Genomic DNA, 19,525 nt, shown 5'->3' on the forward strand with positions numbered 1-19,525 from the left:
CCCTGCCCCAGGAGCCCCGCATGACCTCCCCCGCCCTCGTGCCCACCCCCTACGAGGACCTCCTGCGCGAGGTCCTCGAGGAGGGCGTGCACAAGCCGGACCGCACGGGCACGGGGACGCGCAGCGTCTTCGGCCGCCAGATCCGCTTCGACCTCGCGCGGTCCTTCCCCCTGCTCACCACCAAGCGGGTGCACTTCAGGTCCCTGGCGCTCGAGCTGCTGTGGTTCCTGCGCGGGGACTCGAACGTGCGGTGGCTGCAGGAGCGCGGGGTGTCCATCTGGGACGAGTGGGCCGACGAGCACGGGGAGCTCGGACCCGTCTACGGGGTGCAGTGGCGCTCCTGGCCCACGCCCGGCGGCGGGTCGATCGACCAGATCGCGAAGGTCGTGGAGCAGATCCGCACGAACCCCGACTCGCGCCGCCACGTGGTGACCGCCTGGAACCCGGCCGAGGTGGACGAGATGGCGCTGCCGCCGTGCCACGCCCTGTTCCAGTTCTACGTCGAGCCCGCCGAGGACGGTCCGGGCCGGCTCTCGTGCCAGCTCTACCAGCGCTCCGCGGACATGTTCCTGGGGGTGCCGTTCAACATCGCCTCCTACGCGCTGCTGACCGTCATGGTGGCCCAGCAGACCGATCTGGTGCCCGGCGAGTTCGTGTGGACCGGCGGGGACTGCCACGTCTACGACAACCACGTGGACCAGGTCCGCGAGCAGCTCTCCCGCGAGCCCTACCCCTACCCGCGGCTGCGGCTGGCCCGCCGGCCCGCCTCCCTGTTCGACTACGCGTACGAGGACTTCGAGGTCCTCGACTACCGCCACCACCCCGCGATCAAGGCCCCGGTGGCCGTATGAGCGCCGGCGCCGGCCCGGAGGGGCCCGCGGCTCCCACGGGGAGTCTCGGGGCGATCTGGGCGCAGACCACGGAGGGCGTCATCGGGCGCGGCGGCACGATGCCCTGGTCGCTGCCGGAGGACATGGCCTTCTTCCGGCGCACGACGACCGGCCACCCCGTGATCATGGGCCGGCGGACCTGGGAGTCGTTCCCCGAGCGCTTCCGCCCGCTGCCCGGCCGGACCAACATCGTGGTCACCTCCGCCCCGGACCGGATCGTTCCGGGCGGGGGCGGCGGCGCGGTGCGCACCGCGCCGTCGTACGCCGACGCCGTCGAGCTGGCCCGCACGAGCCCGGGTGCGGAGCGGATCTGGGTGATCGGCGGCGGGGAGCTCTACCGACAGGCCCTGGCCGATCCCCAGCGCCCCGTGACGGAGGTGCTCGTGACCGTGATCGACCTCGCGGTCGACGGGGACACCCACGCCCCGGAGCTCGGCGGCGCGTGGGCCACGGAGCCGGTCGCGGGACCCTCCGTCTCCCGGACCGGCCTCGGCTACCGCATCGAGCGGCGCACCCGCGGCTGACCCGGGCCCCTGTTCCGTCCGTCCCGGCGCTCCGGTAGCGTGAGCTGCACCACGACCAGGAGGACGACCGTGAGCCAACAGCAACCCGACCCGGCGATCCGGGACGACGAGCAGCTGCGCGTCGTCGAGAACACCGATCTGGACCGCTACGAGCTGTGGGACGGGGAGCAGTTCCTCGGTTTCGAGGGCTTCCACCAGCACGAGGACGGCAGCGTCGAGCTGCAGCACACCATCATCAGCGAGCAGTTCAGCCGGCAGGGCTACGCGCGCACCCTGGTGACGCTGCTCCTGGAGCGCTTCCGGGAGCAGGGGACCCCGGTCCGGCCCACGTGCACCTACGTCCAGGACTACCTGCACCGCTTCCCCCAGTACCAGGACCTCATGGCACCGGGCTCCTCGCTGCCCCCCGCCCCGGCCGTGAAGGAGAAGCGGCGGCGCTGGGCGCGGCACCGGTCCCGCTAGACTGGGGGCCATGACTTTTCGCTCGGGTGATCAGGTAGGGTTCGTCGGCTGGCGGGGCATGGTGGGTTCCGTGCTCATGCAGCGCATGCAGGACGAGGGGGACTTCGCGGGCATCGACCCGGTGTTCTTCTCCACGTCGAGCGCCGGCCGGCCCGCCCCCACCTTCGCCGGGGACGCCGGGGTGCTGCAGGACGCCCACGACCTCGAGTGCCTCGCGAAGCTGCCCGTGATCGTCACGGCCCAGGGCGGGGACTACACCAAGGACGTGCACGGGAAGCTGCGCGCCGCCGGGTGGGACGGGCTGTGGATCGACGCCGCCTCGACCCTGCGGATGAACGACGACGCGATCATCGTCCTGGACCCGGTCAACCGCGACGTCATCGACCGCGGCCTCGAGACCGGGGTGAAGGACTTCGTCGGCGGCAACTGCACGGTCTCCTGCCTGCTCGTGGGCCTGGGCGGGCTGTTCCGCAACGACCTCGTCGAGTGGGCCACCTCCATGACCTACCAGGCGGCCTCCGGCGGCGGGGCCCGGCACATGCGCGAGGTGCTCGCGCAGTTCGGCGCCCTCCACGGCGTCGTCGCCGACGAGCTCGCCGACCCCGCCTCCGCGGTCCTGGAGATCGACCGCAAGGTGCTGGAGGCCCAGCGCGGCGACGCCCTGGACAGCTCCATGTTCGGTGCGCCCCTGTCCGGCTCCCTCATCCCCTGGATCGACGCCGACCTCGGCAACGGGCAGTCCCGCGAGGAGTGGAAGTCCGCCGCCGAGACCAACAAGATCCTCGGCCGCACGGACCGCTACGCCCAGGACTGGGTGCCCATGGACGGGCTGTGCGTGCGGATCGCCACGATGCGCTCGCACTCCCAGGCCCTGACGCTCAAGCTGCGGGAGGACCTGCCCGTGGAGGAGATCGAGCGGATCATCGACGCCGACAACGAGTGGGCCACCGTGGTGCCCAACACCAAGGAGGACACGATGCGGGAGCTGACCCCCGTGGCGACCTCCGGGACGCTGCAGATCCCCGTGGGCCGGATCCGCAAGCTCGCCATGGGCCCGGGCTACATCAGCGCCTTCACGATCGGCGACCAGCTGCTGTGGGGCGCGGCCGAGCCGCTGCGCCGCATGCTGCGCATCGCCACCGGCACCCTGTAGCCGGTGGCCGACACCGGGGTCCCGGCGGAACTGGCCCTCGACCCGGCCGACCCGCGCCCGCCCTACGAGCAGCTCAAGCACCGGGTGCTGCAGGGCCGTGCCGACGGCACCCTGCCCGCGGGCACCCGGCTGCCGCCGGTGCGCCGGCTCGCCGAGGCGCTCGGTCTCGCGGCGAACACCGTGGCCAAGGCCTACCGCGAGCTCGAGGCGGCCGGCGTGATCGAGACGCGCGGCCGGCAGGGCAGCTTCGTGCGCGCCGCGGACCGGACCGAGGACCTCGCCGTGCAGGCCGCACGGCGCTACGCCGAGGAGACCGCCGGGCTGGGGCTGTCGGCCGAGCGGGCCCTGGAGCTGGTGAGCGCGCAGCTGCGCCGCGCCCCCTGAGGCGGCGCCGGCCGCGCCCGGCGCCGCCTCAGGCGTCGGGGACGCGCAGGTGCCGCGGTCCCAGGACGAGGTCGGCCGGGCCCGCGAGGGCCCGCCGGTGACGCGACTCGGCCGTGCGGGCCAGCCACCAGCGCCAGCCGCGCATGACGAGCCGCTTGGCCCGCTGGTTGAGCCGGCGCGCCCAGTGGAACTCCGTGCCGAGGACGCCGAGGCCCAGGAAGATCGCGAGCCACCCCGGGCCGGGGAGCACGAGCATCGCGACCCCCAGCAGCACGAGGACCACCCCGACGATCGTGACGACCGTCTTGTGGACGAGGCGCAGCAGCGGGTGGTGGGCGGTCCAGAGCCGGAAGCGCAGCAGTGCACGCTGCACCCGTCCGCCGGCCTCCTCCCCCTGCGCGATCTCGTCCTCGAGGCTGCTCATCGTCGCCCCCTCAGACCGCGGTGCCCACGATGACGGGCTCGGCGACGAGGTCCACCCCGTAGACGGAGGCCACGCCGTCGCGCACGGTGCGGGCCAGCGCCATGAGGTCCGCCGCGGAGGCGTCCCCCCGGTTGGTGAGCGCGAGCGTGTGCTTGGTGGAGAGCGAGGCCCGGCCCCCGGCGACCGCGGCGCCGTCGAGGTCCAGCAGCTCGTTGCGCGTGCCGGGCAGGCCGAAGCCCTTGCCGAAGCCGGCGTGGTCGATGAGCCACGCGGCGGAGAGCTTGACCCGGTCCTCGAGCGGGTTCCCGGCGGCGTCGACCACGGGGAACCGGGGGGCGTCCAGGGGCAGCCGGCTCCCGAGCGCGGTCGCCGGCAGGATCGGGTTGGTGAAGAACGACCCGGTGCTGAAGGTGTCGCGGTCGGCGGGGTCGAGCACCATCCCCTTGCCGGCCCGCAGGGCCAGGACCGTCTCGCGGACCCGCTCCAGCGGGGCCCGCTCCCCCACCTCGACCCCGAGCCGGCGGGCGAGCTCGCCGTAGCGGACGGGGGCCCCGTCCGTGCCGCGCGCGAGGCGGAAGCGCACCGCGAGCACCACGTGGCGGGGGGAGCCGTCCACGGTGCTGCGCTTGAGCGCCGAGTCCCGGTAGGAGAACTCCAGCTCGGCCGGGCCGAACTCGCGCACCCGGCGGTCCTGCCGGTCCCAGGCGCGCACGAACTCCACGGTCTGGGCGACCTCCTGGCCGTAGGCGCCCACGTTCTGCACGGGGGTGGCGCCCGTGGTGCCGGGGATGCCGGAGAGCGCCTCGATCCCGACGAGCTCCTCGGCGACGGCCTGCGCCACGAGCGCGTCCCAGGAGTGCCCGGCCTGGACCTCCAGCAGCACGCTCCCGGCGTCCTCGGCCACGACCTCCACGCCCCGGGAGGCCACGTGCACCACGGTGCCCGCGTATCCGGCGTCGGCCGCGATGAGGTTGGAGCCGCCCCCGACCACGAGCACGGCCCGTCCGGCGGCGTCGGCCTCCGCGACGGCGTCGACGACCGCCTGCTCGGTCTCCGCCCGGACGTAGTGCCGGGCGGGCCCGCCCACGGCGGCGGTGGTGAGGTCTGCGAGGTGAGGGGGCGTCATGGTGCCCAGTTTATCGGCCGTCCCGCGCGGAGCGCGTCCCGCCGGGTCCTCATGCCAGCTGCACGACCGCCTGGGCCTTCACCAGCACCTTCAGCTGGGCGGCGGTCGCCGGGTCGGCGTCCTCCGCGGAGAGATCCGGAGCGGTGACGGTGAGGTCGACGCGCACGGTGCGGGTGGCGTCGTCGAGCGCTCCGATCTTCCCGGTGACCGTGAGCGCGGTGGAGGCCTCCACCGCGGTGCCGAACCGGTTGGGCACGACCACCGGCTTGGTGAAGCGGGTCTGGTAGTCGACGACGGCGCCCGGGTCGCCGGCCCAGTCGGTCACGAGCTGGACCGCGGCGCCCATCGTGAGCATGCCGTGGGCGATGACGTCGGGCAGGTCCACGGCCCGGGCGAACTCCTCGTTCCAGTGGATGGGGTTGAGGTCCCCGGAGGCGCCGGCGTAGCGGACGAGGTCCGCGCGGGAGAGCTCGATGCGGCGTTCGCCGATCTGCTGGCCCTTCTCGAGGCTGTCGAAGGCGATGGTCATGGTCACTGGTCCTCTCCGCGCACCAGGAGGGACGAGACGGTCGTGGCGACCTGGTCGCCCTCCACGGTGCGGATCTCGGCCCGGGACGTCACCATGGCTCCGGAGCCCATGGCCCGCACCTGGTCCACGTGCAGCTCGGCCACGAGCTGGTCGCCGGCGACGATCGGGCGGTGGTGGGTGAAGCGCTGGTCCGCGTGGACCACGCGCGAGAAGTCGATGCCGGCCTCGGGGTCGGCGATGAGCGCGGCGTCGGCGCGCTGGGCCACGACGATCGCGAAGGTGGGGGGCGCCACGAGGTCGGCGTGCCCGAGCGAGCGGGCCGCCTCGACGTCGTGGTGGGCGGGGTGGCCGGCCTGGACGGCGCTGGCGAACTCGCGGATCGCCTCCCGTCCGACGGTGTAGGTCTCGGCCGGCGGGTAGGTCCGCCCGACCAGATCGGGGTTCACGGGCATGGCAGCTCCTCGCTGGACGGCGCCGCACGCGGGCGGCAGGAACCCGACCAGTCTACGGTGGCGCCCGCGGGGCCCGGCACGGCGGGGACGACAAAAGCCCGTGACCGGCAAGGGTCACGGGCTTTTCGCCGTAGCGGTGGACGGGCTCGATCCGTCGACCTCACGATTATGAGTCGTGCGCTCTAACCAGCTGAGCTACACCGCCAGGTAGATGGGAACCCGCGGCTGACGGCCTGACGGCCGCGCCACGGGATCTCATCACGAGAGCCCCGACCGGGAATCGATCCCGGGACCTCCATCTTACCAAGATGGCGCTCTACCACTGAGCTATCGGGGCAACGACGAAGACTCTACCAGGACGTTTCGGCAAAACAAAAATCGGGAGGGGGCCTCCGCGAGCGCCCGGTGGACCCGGGTGTCCACCCTGGTAGGAGCGGTTTTCCGAGCCTTCCCGGTACGGTGCCGGGACCCGCGGGACCGGGTCCCGGCACCGTGTCCGCCGGACGCCTGCCGGCCGTCCGGCCGGCGGTCAGCTGTCGTCCCGGTCGTCGTCCCGGTCGTCGTCCCGGTCGTCCTCCGGGTCGTCCTCCGGGTCGTCGTCCCGGTCGTCGCCGAGCGGAGCGGGCTGGACCGGGAGCGGGACCTGGGCAGGAGGTGCCGGGGCCGGCTGCTCGGGGACGACGCCGGGAACCGGTGCCCCCGCGTCGTCACCCCCGTTCCCGGCACCGGCGCTCGGCGCCGCGGCGGACGGCTCCTCGGGCGTTGATGCCTCCCCCGGCGTCCTGTCCTCGCCGAGTGCCGTGGCCGGGGACGAGGCCCCCTCCGGCGAGGCGGCGCCCGACCGTCCCGGGTCGGGGCTGCCGCTCACGGAGACGCCGTCGCGCACGACCTCCACACCGTCCGTGCTGCTCGCCACGTTCCACAGCAGGAGCGCCAGTGCCGCGACGGCCGCGAGGGCTACTGCCGACCAGAGGATCCTCATGCCGACCAGTGTCCCGGAACGGGGTGAGACGGGCATGAGAACATGACGGTCCTCTCAGGAGAGCATCCCGTCGAGCAGCCCCTGGGCCAGGGTCCGCCAGCGCGGGCGGAACGCGTAGACGCAGGCGAGCCGCAGCCGGGTCGCCTCGGCGTGGGCGGCCAGGCGCACGGGGTCCGCGCCCAGCACCCCCGCCACCGCGGCGACGGCCTCCTGCCCGGCCGCCCGCAGTGAGGGGTCGAGCAGGCCCTGGGCCACCCGCAGGTCCAGGTGCACCGTGAGGTTCGCGAGGTCGAGCTCGGGCTCGCCGACCGCCGCCGTGTCGAAGTCCAGCAGCGCCAGCCGTTCGCCGTCGTAGAGCACCTGCTTGTCGTGCAGGTCCCGGTGCAGCACGGCCCGGGCACGCCGGTCACCGGGCGGGGCCACGAGGTCGTCACCGATCCGCCGCGCGAGCGCCGCGACGGTGCCGCGCGGGGCGGCGAGCAGGCCTGGGAAGGCGTCGAGGTGCCCGGCCCACCGGACCAGGGCGCGGGCCTCGTCCTCGGCGGTGTGCTCGGGCAGCCGCCCGGCGCCCGGCACGGCGGCTGCCAGGGCGGGCCAGCACACGGCCCAGCGCGCCCAGGCCGCACGGTAGTCGTCCGCCCGCCCGGCGGCGCCCAGCTCGTGCAGGCTCCGGCCGGGGAGCACGGAGAACTCGATGCGGTCCTCGGTGCGGCCGAGGACGGCGGGCACGGCGAGACCGGCCGCCACGCCGAGCCCGTGCAGCTCTTCGGACCGCGCCGTGACCTGCACGGCCCTGCCGCGGGCGAGGAACTTCACGAAACGGTCCGGGGTCTCGACCACCGCGCGGCGGCGGTGGCGGTGCACCACCACCCGGCCGCCGCCCGAGACCGCGGCGGCGAGTCCGGGCAACCGGGGGTCCTGTCCGTACGGCAGGGCGCGGACCGACCACCTCCGGTCCACGGCGAGGACCGCCTCGCCGGCCCGGACGCGGCCCCGGCCGTCCTCGAGCTCCAGCGCGAGCCGTCCGTCCGCCGCGGGCCAGGCGCGGCGGACCCGCAACGGACTCCCGTCGTCGTCCGGCACGGTCTCCGGAACGCGCACCGGCGCGGGAGGAACGGGGTCGACGGGCGGTCCGGTCCGCGGGACGGACGGGACGGCGGGACGGCCGGACGGAGGACGGGCGAGCCTCGCACCGGGCGCCCGGACGGCCTGCCCGGCCAGCCGTTCCGCGAGCGCGAGGCGCCGGTCGGTGCGTTCCCGCCAGTCGGGCACCGTGGAGCGGAAGGGCTCCATGGACCGGGCCAGGACGTGGAAGGCGGCCCAGGCCAGGATCTCGGCGGCCCCCGGAGGAGCGGTCTCGGAGCCGTAGCCGCGCAGCAGGGCTCCGGTGAGCGCGTCCTCCTCGGGCGCGGCGGGAGACCCCACGGCGTCGGCCTCGAGGAGCTCGACGGCGAGGAACCCACCCAGGTCGTCGGCGGCCGCGCCCGGGCGCACCCGATCCAGGTCGACGAGGCGGAGCTCCGGGTCCCCCGGACCGGCGGAGCCCCGCACGAGGACCTGGTCTGCGGAGAAGTCGCCGTGCAGCAGCCGGACCGGGGCACGGTCCCGGGCCGCGATCGCCGCGGCGACCGCCCGCCCGGCGCGGGCGCAGCGCTGCGCCAGCCCCGCGTCGAGGGCCGCGAGATCGGCCGCGAGGTCCGCGAGCTTCCGTCCCGGGGCGGGGGCCGCTCCCACCCTGGACCCCGCGCTCAGTCGCGGGCCGAGGACGTGCAGCCGGGCCAGCGCGGCGCCGGCCGCGGTCGCGGCCGCGAGGACCGGCTCGTCCGGACCGGAGGCACGGACGGCGAGATCGCCGTCCCCGAACCACGGGTAGTGCAGCACGTGGGGCGACGGAACCCATCCCGCGGGCGCCGCCACCGGGGCGAGCACGGGCAGTCCGGCAGCGGCGAGCCGGGTCAGCAGGTGCGGGTCCACGGGGGCCGGGCCGGCGGTGACCTTCGTGACCAGGGCCGCCCCGCCGTCGGCGCCCGTGAGCACGACCCGGCGACGGGGGTTGTAGCGCAGCAGCCGGGCGCGGTGTCCCGGACGGCCGACGTCCCGCGCCGCACCGAGTGCCGCGAGCGGGCGCCGGAGGCCGGGGTCCGCGGCGATCGCGCCCACGGCCAGCCGGTCGCCGGGCCGGCCGGGCACGTCCTCGACCAGCACGGAGGTCCCGCCCCCGGTGCGGGTCCGGAGCCTGTCGATCTTCCGGTCCCCGTCGGCGGTGGGCGCGAAGGCCGCGACCCAGTGCACCGCCCCGGTCTCCTCGACGTCCACCCGGGCCACCGCCGAGACCCCCGGTTTGTAGCGCAGGCGGCTCGTCCGGAGTTCTCCGCCGAGCTCGGCCCCGAAGAGCTCTGCGAGCCGGTCGGCGTCGAGGAGCGTGGCGAGGACGGGCAGGCTCTTCCAGGACCGCGGCAGCTGCCCGTTCACGAGCGGACCTCCCGGCGCTGCTGCGCCCGCTGCTGCTCGACCCAGGCGGCGAACACGCCGTCGGGCCGGGCCAGCAGCTCCTTGGGGGTGCCGTCGAGGAGGATGCGACCGTCCTGGACCCACAGCACCCGGTCGGAGGCCAGCGCGAGCGCGGCGTCGTGGGTCACGGCGAGGGACGTCCGGCCCCGGACGAGCCGGCCGACGGCATCGAGCACGTCCCGGGTCGCCTGCGGGTCCAGTCCGGTGGTCGCCTCGTCGAGCAGCACGACGGGCGCGTCCCGCAGCAGGGCACGCGCGATGGCCAGCCGCTGGCGCTGCCCGCCCGAGATCGTCGACCCGCGCTCCCCGACCGGGGTGTCGTAGCCGAGCGGGAACGCCGTCACGAACCCGTGTGCCTGGGCGGCGGCCGCCGCGGCCTCGACCTCGGCGTCGGTGGCGCCCGGGCGGCCGAGCCGGATGTTCTCCCGCACGGTGCCGTGGAACAGCACGGAGTCCTGCAGCAGCAGGGCCACGCTGCCGCGCACGGCGCCCAGCGTGAGCAGGCGCAGGTCCTGGCCGTCCAGGGTCACCGAGCCTGCCACCGGATCCATCATCCGCACCAGCAGGGAGACCAGGGTCGACTTCCCGGAGCCCGACGGGCCGACGACGGCGACGTGCTGGCCCGCAGGGATGACGAGGTCGACGTCCCGCAGCACGGTGCGGCCACCCTCGTCCGGGTGCCCGTACGCGGCGTCCACGTGGGAGAAGGCGATCTCCCCGCGTGCTCCCGGAAGGTCCCGGGCGCCCGGCGCCTCCCGCACGTCCACGGTCTCGTCCATGACCTCGGCCACCCGCTCCCCCGAGGCCGCGGCGCGGGCGATGCGCCCGGTGTACTTGGCCATGTCCCGCAACGGTTTCATGCACGTCTTGAGGTAGGTGGTGAACAGCACCAGGTCGCCCAGGCTCATCGCGCCCTGGAGCACCCGCATGCCCCCGCCGAAGATCACCGCCGCGGTGGCCACGCCCACGATCACGTCCGTGGCCCGTTCGAGGGCCGCGGCGAGGCGCCGGGACTGCACCCCCTGGGTGAGCGCCAGTTCGTTGGAACGGCCGAAGGACTCCGCCATGTGCTCCTCGAGCCGGTACGCCTGGACCGTGCGGATGGCGCCGAGGGACTCGTGGGCGGTGTTCGCCAGGGCGCCCTCCCCCTGCCGGGTCCTCCGGGAGGCGTCGGTGATCCGGGCCGAGGCACCGCGCCCGACCAGCAGGAACGCGAGGATCGCCGCGACCACGACCAGGGCCAGCAGCCAGTCGAGGAGGAGCATCACCGTGCACATCACCACGAGGGTGAGCACGTTGGCGAGCAGCGGCAGCCCCGCCGTGACGGCCACCTCCTGCAGCTTGCCGACGTCCGAGACGAGGCGCTGGACGGTGTCCCCGGCGCGGGAGACCGAGTGGTATCGATCGGACAGGGCCTGGACGTGGTCGAAGACCCGGGCGCGCAGGGCGGTGGAGACCCGGGAGCCGACGAGGGCGAACGCGAGGGTGGAGACGTAGTTGGCGAGCGCTCGGAAACCGACGATCGCGACCGTGGCCAGGCCTGCCGCGAGCAGCAGCTGCCACGAGGCCTCCGGGATCCACGGGTCGACGTTGTCGGCGCCGAGGGACACCGAGACGGCGTCGACGACGATCTTCAGGGGCCAGGGCTCGAGCACGCGGAAGGCCACCTCGAGCAGCAGCACCAGCATCCCGCCCCCCGCGAGCAGACGGTGCTCGCGCAGGTGCGGGGTGAGCAGCCCGACGGTGCGCCGGAGGGCCCGGCGGTCGAGCCGCTTCCCCCCGCTCACCGTCGTGCTCCTGCGGGGACCGGCCGTCGGGCGCCGGTCCCGGCGGGCTCCGTGCCGGCGGGCACGCCGTCGAGCTCGGTCCCGGCGAGGATGCCGTCGAGCACCGCGGTCCAGGAGCGCCGGGCGACCGCGTCGCGGCGGGCGGCCCGCCCCATGGCGCGGCGCCGTGCGGGGTCGCCCACGAGGGCGTCGACGGCCCGGGCGAGGGCGGCAGGATCCGACGGCTCCACGAGCACGCCGGTGAGCCCGTCCGCGACCGCGGCGGGCACCTGGCCCACGCGGGACGCGACGACCGGCAGGGCCGCGGCGGCGTACTCGTAGATCTTCAGCGGGGAGAAGTACTGCCCGGCCGCGTCCTGCGTGGCGGGATAGGGCGCCACGGCCACGGCGCAGTCGTCCAGCAGGCGGGGCACCTCGGCGGGGGCCACGGCGCCGGTGAACTCGACCTCCACGCCCAGCTGTGCGGCGAGGGCCTCGAGGGAGGCCCGCTGCGGGCCGTCCCCCACCACGCGCGTCCGCCAGCGGGTGGCGGCCATGGACCGGGCGCGGAGCAGGTGCTCCACCCCGTGCCACGGCTTGAGGGTGCCGACGAACACGACCACCGGCGGCACCGGGTCGGGACCCGAGACGGCGGAGTCGGCGCACGGGCCGACGCGGTCCACGTTGACCCCGTTGGGCGCGACCAGCACCCGGGCTGCCGGGCCGCCGGCTGCGGCCACGGTCCGTTCCACCCAGCGGGCCACGGGTGCCGACACGCAGGCGGTGCGGGTGGCGGCGCCCACCTGGGTGCGGAGCGCGGTCCGGGCCGCGTCCTCGTCCACGAGGTCGCGGTGCGTGCGCTGCTCGTCGATCAGGGGCGCGTTGACCTCCAGGATCCCGGGGACGCGGAGACGGCCCGTGACCTCGGCGAGCGCGGTCGAGAACAGGGAGTGGCGTTCGTGCACCGCGTCCGCGCCGTCGGCGACGACCCGCTCGGCGATCCGCCGCGCGGCCTCCGCCTGGGCGCGTTCCCGGGCGACGACACGGGCTCGGCGCCCCGCAGCGGGACCGCCGGGGGCCGGCGGCACCGGGACGTGGGCGACCGGGACGTCGGCGAGATCGGCCGGGACGTCGTCGCCGATGCGGGTGGCGTAGAGGCGGACCTCGGCACCGCGGGCCCGCCACGCCCGCAGGATCTCCTGGACGTGGACCGAGGCCCCCTTCGTGCCGAACACGGGGACACCTGGATCGGCGCAGACGTAGGCGAGGCGCATCAGCGGCCGGCTCCTTCGGGGACAGGGGCGGGACCCGGGGCGGACGGATTCCGGAACGGCAGCAGCGCCCGCAGGGCGGCGGCCTGCGCGGTGGAGTCGTAGTCGCGGTCGACGAGCGCACGGGCGGCCCGGGCGGTGCCGATCCGGTCGAAGCCCGGCCCGGCGACGGTCGCGAGGGCCCCGAGGAGGGCGTCGTCGTCGGCGGACGGCACGAGCACCCCCGTGCGCGGAGCGGTGCCGCGGACCACCTCGGGGATCCCGGTGACGTCCGTGGCGATCACCGGCACGCCCATGGCCATGGCCTCGAGCAGCACGGTGGGCAGGCCGTCGGCGTTGCCGTCCGCGCCGACCACGCACGGGGCGACGAAGACGTCCGCGGCGCGCAGCAGCCCGCCGATCTCGGCCTGGGTGCGGGGGCCGAGGAGCTCGACCACGTCCTCGGCGCCCAGCTCCGCGACGAGGGCCCGCAGTTGCTGCTCCAGTTCACCGCCGCCGGCGATCGTGACGGACAGCCGTCCGCCTGCGGCACGGTACCGCGCGGCCGCCCGGACGAGACGGTCGAAGCCCTTCTTCTCCACGAGCCGTCCCACCGCTGCGACCCGCAGGACCCTCCCCGGAGGGGCGGGGTCCCGGTAGGGGAAACGGGCGAGCTCGATACCGTTGCGCACGAGCCGCAGCCGGTGGGCCTGCCCGGGGAACGCGGCGGCCAGGTGGCGCCGGTTGTACTCGGAGATCGCGACCACGTGCTCGGCCCGCTCCAGGGTGCGGCGCAGCCGGACCGGGTCCACGGAGTCGTGGAAGATGTCCTTCGCGTGGGTCGTCACCGAGAACGGCACCCCCGTGAGCCGGGACGCGATCTCGGCGACGTGCGCGGCGAGGGTCGCGAAGTGCGCGTGCAGGTGCGTGATGCCCTGCTCCACCACCTGCACGGCCAGCGCCACCCCCTGGTGGACCTCGGACGCCTCCGTTCCGGCCAGCTCGGGCAGCAGCGCGGCGAACCGGGGTCCGAAGCCGGGGACCGCCTCCGCGGCCCGCGCCAGGACGGCCCAGCCGGCGGAGGCCCGCTCGGGACGGTCGACGTGGTGCAGTGGCGCCCGGACGCGGGCGAGCTCGGGGTGGAAGCGCGGATCGGTGCTGTGCCGCAGCGCGAAGATCGTGAGCTCCTCGCCCTGGGCCTCCCGGGCCAGGATCTCGGTGACCACGAACGTCTCGGAGAAGCGGGGATAGACCTTCAGGACGTAGCCGATGCGGTGCCCGCTCATCGGAGACCCCCGGCGCGGGCGGGGACGGCCGGGACGACGAGGTCTGCCGGGCCCGGCGGCTGCACGGCGCTCCGCGCGCCGGGCAGCAGCCGTGCGGCGAGGACGGGCACGGCGTGCAGTCCGTCGAGAGCCAGGTGCCTGCGCGGCCGCACGGTGCCGACCACCCGGTGCAGCCACCGGCTCAGCGCGGCGCTGCTGAGGGAGTCGGCGCTCAGCACGTCCACGGCGCCGTGCGCCCGGAGCGCGCGGGCCCGGATCAGCTGCTCCTGGCGGGGCCGGTCCCGGGGCACCAGGAGGGCGGGGGTGCTGGTGGTGAGGATCTCGGCGACGGAGTTGTACCCGCCCATGGACACCACCGCGCTCGCGGCCACGACCTCCGCGAGCGCGTCCGGTACGGAGCTCAGGACGCGGGTGCCCGGCAGAGCAGCCGCGCGCACCTGCTCGGCGTGCTCCTCGGGCATCTGCGGGCCCGTGATCACCACGTGCCGGTGGCCGCGGGGCACCGTGGCGCGGGCCGCCGCGAGGGTCAGCCGGTGGCCGTCGCACCCTCCGCCGGCCATCGACAGGACGTAGGGGCGGTCGACGCCGCTCGTGCGCTCCCCGGGGACCCGGCCGGTCGAAAGGTACCCGGTGTGCCGGACGAGGTCGGCGAGCTCGGCGGGGATCTCGCCCGAGGCCACCGGGTCGTGCACGGCGCGGTCGCCGTAGACCCAGATCTGGTCGTAGACCTCGTGCACCCGCTCGAGGTCCCCGAGCGCGGCCCACTCCCGGGCGGCGGCGCCGGGCTCGTCGAGCACCTCGCGCAGGCCGAGGACCACCGCGGTGCCGGGGCTGTGCGCGCGCAGCCGTCGCAGCGGTTCCCGCAGCTCCCGGTCCACGCCCCAGGCGTGGCGGTCGACGACGACGAGGTGCGGGCGGAAGCCGGTGAGCGCGGCGTCCAGCATCCCGGAGCGCAGGGAGGTCAGCTGCGCCATGCCCACGGCGAGGTTGCGGGGCGCGTAGCCGCCCGAGCCCTTGCGGATCCCGGGCAGCACCACCCAGTCGAAGCCCTCGGGCCGTCCGTAGGAGGTGGCGGCGTCGACGCCGGTGAGGAGCATTCCCGTGACCGGTCGCCCGGTCAGCGCCGGCAGGTGCTGGGCGAGGGACCGGGCGATGGCCAGGTTCCGCCGGGTGTGCCCCAGCCCCTGGGAGTCGTGCGAGTACAGCACCACCCGCAGCTCGTCGTCGCTCATCGTGTCCTCCTCGGGGAGGCGCCGGTCCGCCCGACGCCGGTGTGGCTGATACCCACTGTGGAGGGAGGACATGATGAGAACATGAGCTGTTCATGAGGATGTTCTCATCTGCACATTCCGGCCCGACGCGTATCGGCCAGGTCAGAGCAGGGCGAGGCGGTACCCGGCGCCGCGCACGGTGATGATCCGCTCGGGTCCGAGCTTGTTGCGCAGGTAGCGGACGTAGACGTCCACCACGTTCGAGGAACCGTCGAAGTCGTAGCCCCAGACCTTGTTCAGCAGCTGCTCCCGGGTGAGCACCTGGCCCGGGCTCTCGAGAAAGGCCCTGGCCATGGCGAACTCGCGGGCGGACAGCTCGATCTGCCGGTCGTCGAGCACCGCGCACCGGGTCCCGACGTCGAGGGAGAGCCCGCCGTAGCGGAGCTCGTCGGCCGCCGGTTCCCCGCCCGCGCGGTCCCGCAGCCGGACCCGGACGCGGGCCAGCAGCTCCTGGAAGCGGAAGGGCTTGGCGAGGTAGTCGTCGGCGCCCTGCTCGAGACCTGCGACGGTGTCCTCGACGGAGTCGCGGGCGGTGCACATGATCACGGGGATCGAGGAGCCCATGGAGCGCAGCACGGACAGGACCCTGAAGCCGTCCATGCCCGGCAGCCCGATGTCGAGGATCAGCAGGTCGAACTCCCCCGTGCTCGCGTAGTCGAGGGCGCTGGTGCCGTCCTCCACCACCGTGGTCGTGTAGCCCGCGGCGCGCAGGCCTTTCTGCACGAAGCGCGAGATGCGCTCCTCGTCCTCGGCGATGAGGATGCTGGCCATGGGGTGCCCTCTACTTCCTGGGAGCTGCGGTGGTCGTGGTGGGAACGGCGTCGGCCCCCGGAGAGGCCACCGGGGCCGTCGTGGGGGTGGTCGCGGGTGAGGAGTCGGGCAGGCGGAGCGTGAACGTGGCCCCGTGCCCCGGGCTCGAGCGCAGCCCCACGGTCCCGCCGTGGCCGTGGGCGATGGCGGCGACGATCGCGAGACCGAGCCCGGAGCCCTCCACGGTGCGGCCGGTCTCGGCCCGGCCGAACCGTTCGAAGATGCGCTGCTGGTCCTCCGGGGCCACGCCCACACCGGTGTCCCGGACCCACACCTCGAGGTACCGCGACGGCCCGCCCCGGCCGGGCTCGGCGGGGCCGGTGGCCCAGGCCGCACCGAGCGCCACGACGTCCCCGGGGGCGGAGAACTTCACCGCGTTGGCGGCGAGCTGCACCACGGCCTGGGTGAGCCGCTGTCCGTCGGCCACGATCCGTCCCTCGGCCAGGGCTTCGAGCTCCCACCGCCGGTCCCCCAGGGCACGCAGCCGGTCCATCGTGTCGTCGAGCCACGGGGGGACGTCGACGCTGCCCGGGCGGATGAAGTCGGCGCGCTGGGATCTCGCGAGCAGCAGCAGGTCCTCCACGAGGCGGTTCATCCGCCCGATCTCGTCGAGGAGCATCGCCCGTGTCTCGGCGACGTCCGCGGGGTCGTGCTCGTCCATCAGCTCGAGGTTGCCGTGCAGGATGGTCAGGGGTGTGCGCAGCTCGTGGGCGGCGTCGTCGAGGAACTGACGCTGCTCGACGAAGGCTGCCTCGATCCGGCCGAGCATGCCGTTGAAGTTCGCGGCGAGCTGTCCCACGTCCGAGTCCTGCTGCGTCACGGGCACGCGCCGCCCCAGGTCGTCCGGGCTGATCTGCTCGGTGGCCCGGCGCAGGCGCGTGATCGGGGCCGTGACCCGCCCGACGAGGACGTAGGCGGCCAGGCCGGCCACGACCATCGTGAGGGCGGCGGTGCCGAGGTAGCGCCAGAGCGAGTCCAGCACGATCTGCCACTGGGCGCTCATGTCGAAGCCGACGACGAGGTAGCCCTGGCGGGGATCCTCGTCCAGGACCACGGAGATCACGCCCAGGCGGAGCACGCGCCCGTCCTGCTCGTGGTCGAAGACCACCGTCTGCCCGGGCCGGGCCCGCTCCACCACGGCGGCGATCGTGGTCGGGTCGTCGAGCTGGAACCGGGACCGGACGGCGTGCTCGAACGCCGGCTCTCCTTCCACGAGGGCGAGGATGCTCTCGTGCTCCCCGGGGACCGTGGTGGTCATGAACGTGTAGAACAGCTGGGGCAGGTCCGTGAACGGGTCCTCGGCCGGCGCGTCCAGGTCCTCGGAGGGGGACGCGTCCGGCCCCAGGGGGCCGCGCTGCGCGAGGCGTTGCAGCTCCCCCGCCTCCTGGAGGATGTCCTGGCGCACGGACTCGTCGAGGTCGACCAGGCGCAGGTAGTGGGTCAGGCCGCCCACCGTGAGCAGCGCGACGGCGAGGAACGCCAGGGTCGTGGCGAGCACCCGGCTGCGGACGGACCTCAGCTCCGTCCGCAGTCTCTCCCACCGCGGGCCTGCCGACATGCGCCCCAGACTATCGGCGGCACATGAGAGGGGGATGAGCCGTGCGGCTCATCCCCCTCCCGAGAGCTCCGGCTCTGGGCTCAGTACTTCTTGTGGCGCGGCTTCCGGCTGCTCCGGTCGCCGTCGCGCTCGCCGGCGGAGTACCCGGGCTTGCGGCCCTGGTAGCCGCCGCGGGACTCCCCGCCGCTGCTGCGGCGCGGGCGGTCCTGGTAGGAGGAGGTGCTCCGGGGCCGGGTGCGGCCACCGGCCCCGCCCGGGCCGCTGTCGGCCTCGAGGTGGATGAGCTCCCCGTTGATGCGGGTGCGGGAGAGCCGGTCCAGGGTGGGGGCGGGCAGGTTCTCGGGCAGGCCGACCAGGGTGTGGGTGGAGCGGATGTCGATCGCGCCGATCTGCTCGCCGCTCAGCCCGCCCTCGTTGGTGAGGGCGCCGACGACGGAGCCGGGCGAGACGCGGTGGCGGTGGCCCACGGCCAGCCGGTACGTGGCCATGCCCTTCTCGACGCGCGGCTCGCGGCGCGGCCGGTCGTCGCCGTCCCGGTCGGGACGCCCGCGGTCCCGGTCCCGGTCCCGGGTGCGCGCCGCGGGCTCCGGCAGCTCCTCGACGAAGAAGGGCCGCCCGTCCTGCGCCATCACGGCGATCGCGGCGGCGATCTCCACCGCGTCGACGTCGTGCTCCGCCTGGTACTGCTCGACGAGCTCGCGGAACTGGGCCAGGTCCTCGGACTCCATGGTGTCCGTGATCTGCTGGGCGAACTTGTCCTTGCGGGTCCGGTTGACGTCCTCGGTGGAGGGCATGCGCATGAGCTCCACCGGCTGGCGGGTGGCCTTCTCGATGGCCCGCAGCAGGTACTTCTCCCGGGGGGTCATGAACAGGATCGCCTCGCCGGAGCGCCCGGCGCGGCCGGTGCGGCCGATCCGGTGCACGTAGGACTCGGTGTCGTGGGGGATGTCGTAGTTGACCACGAGCGAGATCCGCTCGACGTCCAGGCCGCGGGCGGCGACGTCCGTGGCCACGAGGACGTCGATCTTGCCCTCGCGCAGGGCCTCCACGGTGCGCTCGCGCATGTTCTGCGGGATGTCGCCGTTGATCGCGGCGGCCGCGTAGCCGCGGGCCTTGAGCCGGTCGGCGACCTCCTCGGTGGCGGCCTTGGTGCGCACGAAGACGATCACGCCGTCGTAGTCCCCGACCTCGAGGATGCGGGTCATGGCCTCCATCTTGTGCGAGCCCATGACCTGGAGGTAGCGCTGCCGGGTGTTGGTGCCCGTGGTGGTCTTGCCCTTGACCGCGATCTCCTGCGGGTCGCGCAGGTACTGCTTGGCGATCTTGCGGATGGCCGGGGGCATGGTCGCGGAGAACAGCGCGACCTGCTTCTCGACCGGGGTCTGGGAGAGGATCTCCTCGACGTCCTCGGCGAAGCCCATCCGCAGCATCTCGTCGGCCTCGTCGAGGACCACGTACTGCAGGTGGGACAGGTCCAGGGAGCCCTTCTTGAGGTGGTCGATCACGCGGCCGGGCGTGCCGACGACGACCTGGGCGCCGCGGCGCAGACCGGCCAGCTGCGGGCCGTAGGGGGAGCCGCCGTACACCGGCAGGACGGTGAAGTCGTCGAGGTGGCCGGCGTAGGAGGAGAACGCCTCGCCGACCTGGAGGGCGAGCTCGCGGGTCGGGGCGAGCACGAGCACCTGGGTGTCGCGGGAGACGCCGTTGACGTCGGAGAGCTCGGCGAGCCGGGACAGCGCGGGGACCGCGAAGGCCGCGGTCTTGCCGGTGCCGGTCTGGGCGAGGCCCACGACGTCGTTGCCCGCCAGCAGCGCCGGGATGGTGGCGGCCTGGATGGGCGTGGGGTTCTCGTAGCCGACCTCGTCGAGGGTGGCGAGCACGCGGGGGTCGATCCCGAGCTCGGCGAAGGTGGTGGTGTGCTCCTCGGCGGTGCCGGGCGCGCTGGGGGTGTCGGTGGTCATGGAGAGGTGCCTCGTTCTGTGCGGGTGGCGGCCCGGGAGTGGTCCCCGGGGGCGTCGGCCACGGTCGTGGTGTCCGGACGTCCCTGCCAACCACTTGGAGCCCCGCATGGAACGGGAGCGTCGGACACGGCGCGGACGGGCCGCGGCCGAACACGATGCGCTGACGGCATCGCGTTGCACGAGAAA

Annotated in this window: 18 protein-coding genes and 2 tRNA genes; 5 read left to right on the plus strand and 15 right to left on the minus strand. The window is 74.7% G+C overall.

Features of this window, described 5'->3' with window-relative positions; all coding sequences use genetic code 11:
* The first annotated feature begins 20 nt into the window (after positions 1-20).
* From RE027_RS08450 to RE027_RS08470, 5 genes are all read left to right on the plus strand, one after another.
* A complete protein-coding gene (locus RE027_RS08450) occupies positions 21-851 on the plus strand; it encodes a thymidylate synthase (RefSeq protein WP_368807804.1) in 831 nt (276 codons plus the stop codon).
* Positions 848-1,414: a dihydrofolate reductase gene (locus RE027_RS08455; protein WP_368807805.1), complete on the plus strand. Its 567-nt coding sequence runs from the start codon at positions 848-850 to the stop codon at positions 1,412-1,414. Before RE027_RS08450 ends, RE027_RS08455 begins: the two co-directional genes overlap by 4 nt.
* A gap of 69 nt (positions 1,415-1,483) precedes the next feature.
* Positions 1,484-1,876 (plus strand): GNAT family N-acetyltransferase, encoded by a 393-nt coding sequence (locus RE027_RS08460; RefSeq protein WP_368807806.1) that lies wholly within the window; start codon positions 1,484-1,486, stop codon positions 1,874-1,876.
* Positions 1,877-1,886: 10 nt separating this feature from the next.
* Positions 1,887-3,029, plus strand: coding sequence for an aspartate-semialdehyde dehydrogenase (gene asd / locus RE027_RS08465; RefSeq protein ID WP_368807807.1), 1,143 nt, complete (start codon positions 1,887-1,889; stop codon positions 3,027-3,029).
* A 3-nt stretch (positions 3,030-3,032) separates the two neighbouring features.
* Positions 3,033-3,413: a GntR family transcriptional regulator gene (locus tag RE027_RS08470; RefSeq protein WP_368807808.1), complete on the plus strand. Its 381-nt coding sequence runs from the start codon at positions 3,033-3,035 to the stop codon at positions 3,411-3,413.
* Between the two features lie 28 nt (positions 3,414-3,441).
* Here RE027_RS08470 and RE027_RS08475 read toward each other — a convergent pair whose 3' ends face one another.
* The 15 genes from RE027_RS08475 to RE027_RS08545 all read right to left on the minus strand — a co-directional run bounded on the left by RE027_RS08475 (position 3,442) and on the right by RE027_RS08545 (position 19,339).
* Complete coding sequence (locus RE027_RS08475; protein ID WP_368807809.1) at positions 3,442-3,837, minus strand: PGPGW domain-containing protein; 396 nt, start codon at positions 3,835-3,837, stop codon at positions 3,442-3,444.
* 10 nt (positions 3,838-3,847) lie between these two features.
* Positions 3,848-4,963 (minus strand): UDP-N-acetylmuramate dehydrogenase, encoded by a 1,116-nt coding sequence (locus RE027_RS08480; protein ID WP_368807810.1) that lies wholly within the window; start codon positions 4,961-4,963, stop codon positions 3,848-3,850.
* Positions 4,964-5,012: 49 nt separating this feature from the next.
* Positions 5,013-5,492 carry a MaoC family dehydratase gene (locus RE027_RS08485; protein ID WP_368807811.1) on the minus strand — a complete coding sequence of 160 codons (480 nt, stop codon included), beginning with the start codon at positions 5,490-5,492 and terminating at the stop codon, positions 5,013-5,015.
* A gap of 2 nt (positions 5,493-5,494) precedes the next feature.
* Entirely contained in the window at positions 5,495-5,944 is a 450-nt protein-coding gene (locus tag RE027_RS08490; RefSeq protein ID WP_368807812.1) for an FAS1-like dehydratase domain-containing protein, read from the minus strand.
* Positions 5,945-6,075: 131 nt separating this feature from the next.
* Positions 6,076-6,149: transfer RNA gene (locus RE027_RS08495), tRNA-Met, on the minus strand.
* Between the two features lie 60 nt (positions 6,150-6,209).
* Positions 6,210-6,281 (minus strand) — tRNA-Thr (locus RE027_RS08500).
* A 192-nt stretch (positions 6,282-6,473) separates the two neighbouring features.
* Positions 6,474-6,926 (minus strand): hypothetical protein, encoded by a 453-nt coding sequence (locus tag RE027_RS08505; RefSeq protein ID WP_368807813.1) that lies wholly within the window; start codon positions 6,924-6,926, stop codon positions 6,474-6,476.
* A gap of 54 nt (positions 6,927-6,980) precedes the next feature.
* Positions 6,981-9,398 (minus strand): hypothetical protein, encoded by a 2,418-nt coding sequence (locus RE027_RS08510; protein ID WP_368807814.1) that lies wholly within the window; start codon positions 9,396-9,398, stop codon positions 6,981-6,983.
* Positions 9,395-11,224 (minus strand): ABC transporter ATP-binding protein, encoded by a 1,830-nt coding sequence (locus RE027_RS08515; RefSeq protein ID WP_368807815.1) that lies wholly within the window; start codon positions 11,222-11,224, stop codon positions 9,395-9,397. Before RE027_RS08515 ends, RE027_RS08510 begins: the two co-directional genes overlap by 4 nt.
* Positions 11,221-12,477: a glycosyltransferase family 4 protein gene (locus RE027_RS08520; protein WP_368807816.1), complete on the minus strand. Its 1,257-nt coding sequence runs from the start codon at positions 12,475-12,477 to the stop codon at positions 11,221-11,223. Before RE027_RS08520 ends, RE027_RS08515 begins: the two co-directional genes overlap by 4 nt.
* Complete coding sequence (locus RE027_RS08525; protein WP_368807817.1) at positions 12,477-13,739, minus strand: glycosyltransferase; 1,263 nt, start codon at positions 13,737-13,739, stop codon at positions 12,477-12,479. The genes RE027_RS08520 and RE027_RS08525 overlap by 1 nt, the downstream gene beginning before the upstream one ends.
* On the minus strand, positions 13,736-14,971 hold the full coding sequence (locus RE027_RS08530) for a glycosyltransferase family protein (RefSeq protein ID WP_368807818.1): 1,236 nt from the start codon (positions 14,969-14,971) through the stop codon (positions 13,736-13,738). The genes RE027_RS08525 and RE027_RS08530 overlap by 4 nt, the downstream gene beginning before the upstream one ends.
* Before the next feature lie 141 nt (positions 14,972-15,112).
* The gene (locus RE027_RS08535; protein ID WP_368807819.1) at positions 15,113-15,781 is read right to left on the minus strand and encodes a response regulator transcription factor; all 669 of its coding nucleotides are present in this window, start codon (positions 15,779-15,781) and stop codon (positions 15,113-15,115) included.
* A gap of 10 nt (positions 15,782-15,791) precedes the next feature.
* Positions 15,792-17,378: a sensor histidine kinase gene (locus RE027_RS08540; protein WP_368807820.1), complete on the minus strand. Its 1,587-nt coding sequence runs from the start codon at positions 17,376-17,378 to the stop codon at positions 15,792-15,794.
* Positions 17,379-17,458: 80 nt separating this feature from the next.
* Positions 17,459-19,339: a DEAD/DEAH box helicase gene (locus RE027_RS08545; RefSeq protein WP_368807821.1), complete on the minus strand. Its 1,881-nt coding sequence runs from the start codon at positions 19,337-19,339 to the stop codon at positions 17,459-17,461.
* Positions 19,340-19,525: the final 186 nt, after the last annotated feature.

This window comes from Kocuria sabuli, assembly GCF_040981185.1.
GTDB classification, from domain to species: domain Bacteria; phylum Actinomycetota; class Actinomycetes; order Actinomycetales; family Micrococcaceae; genus Kocuria; species Kocuria sabuli.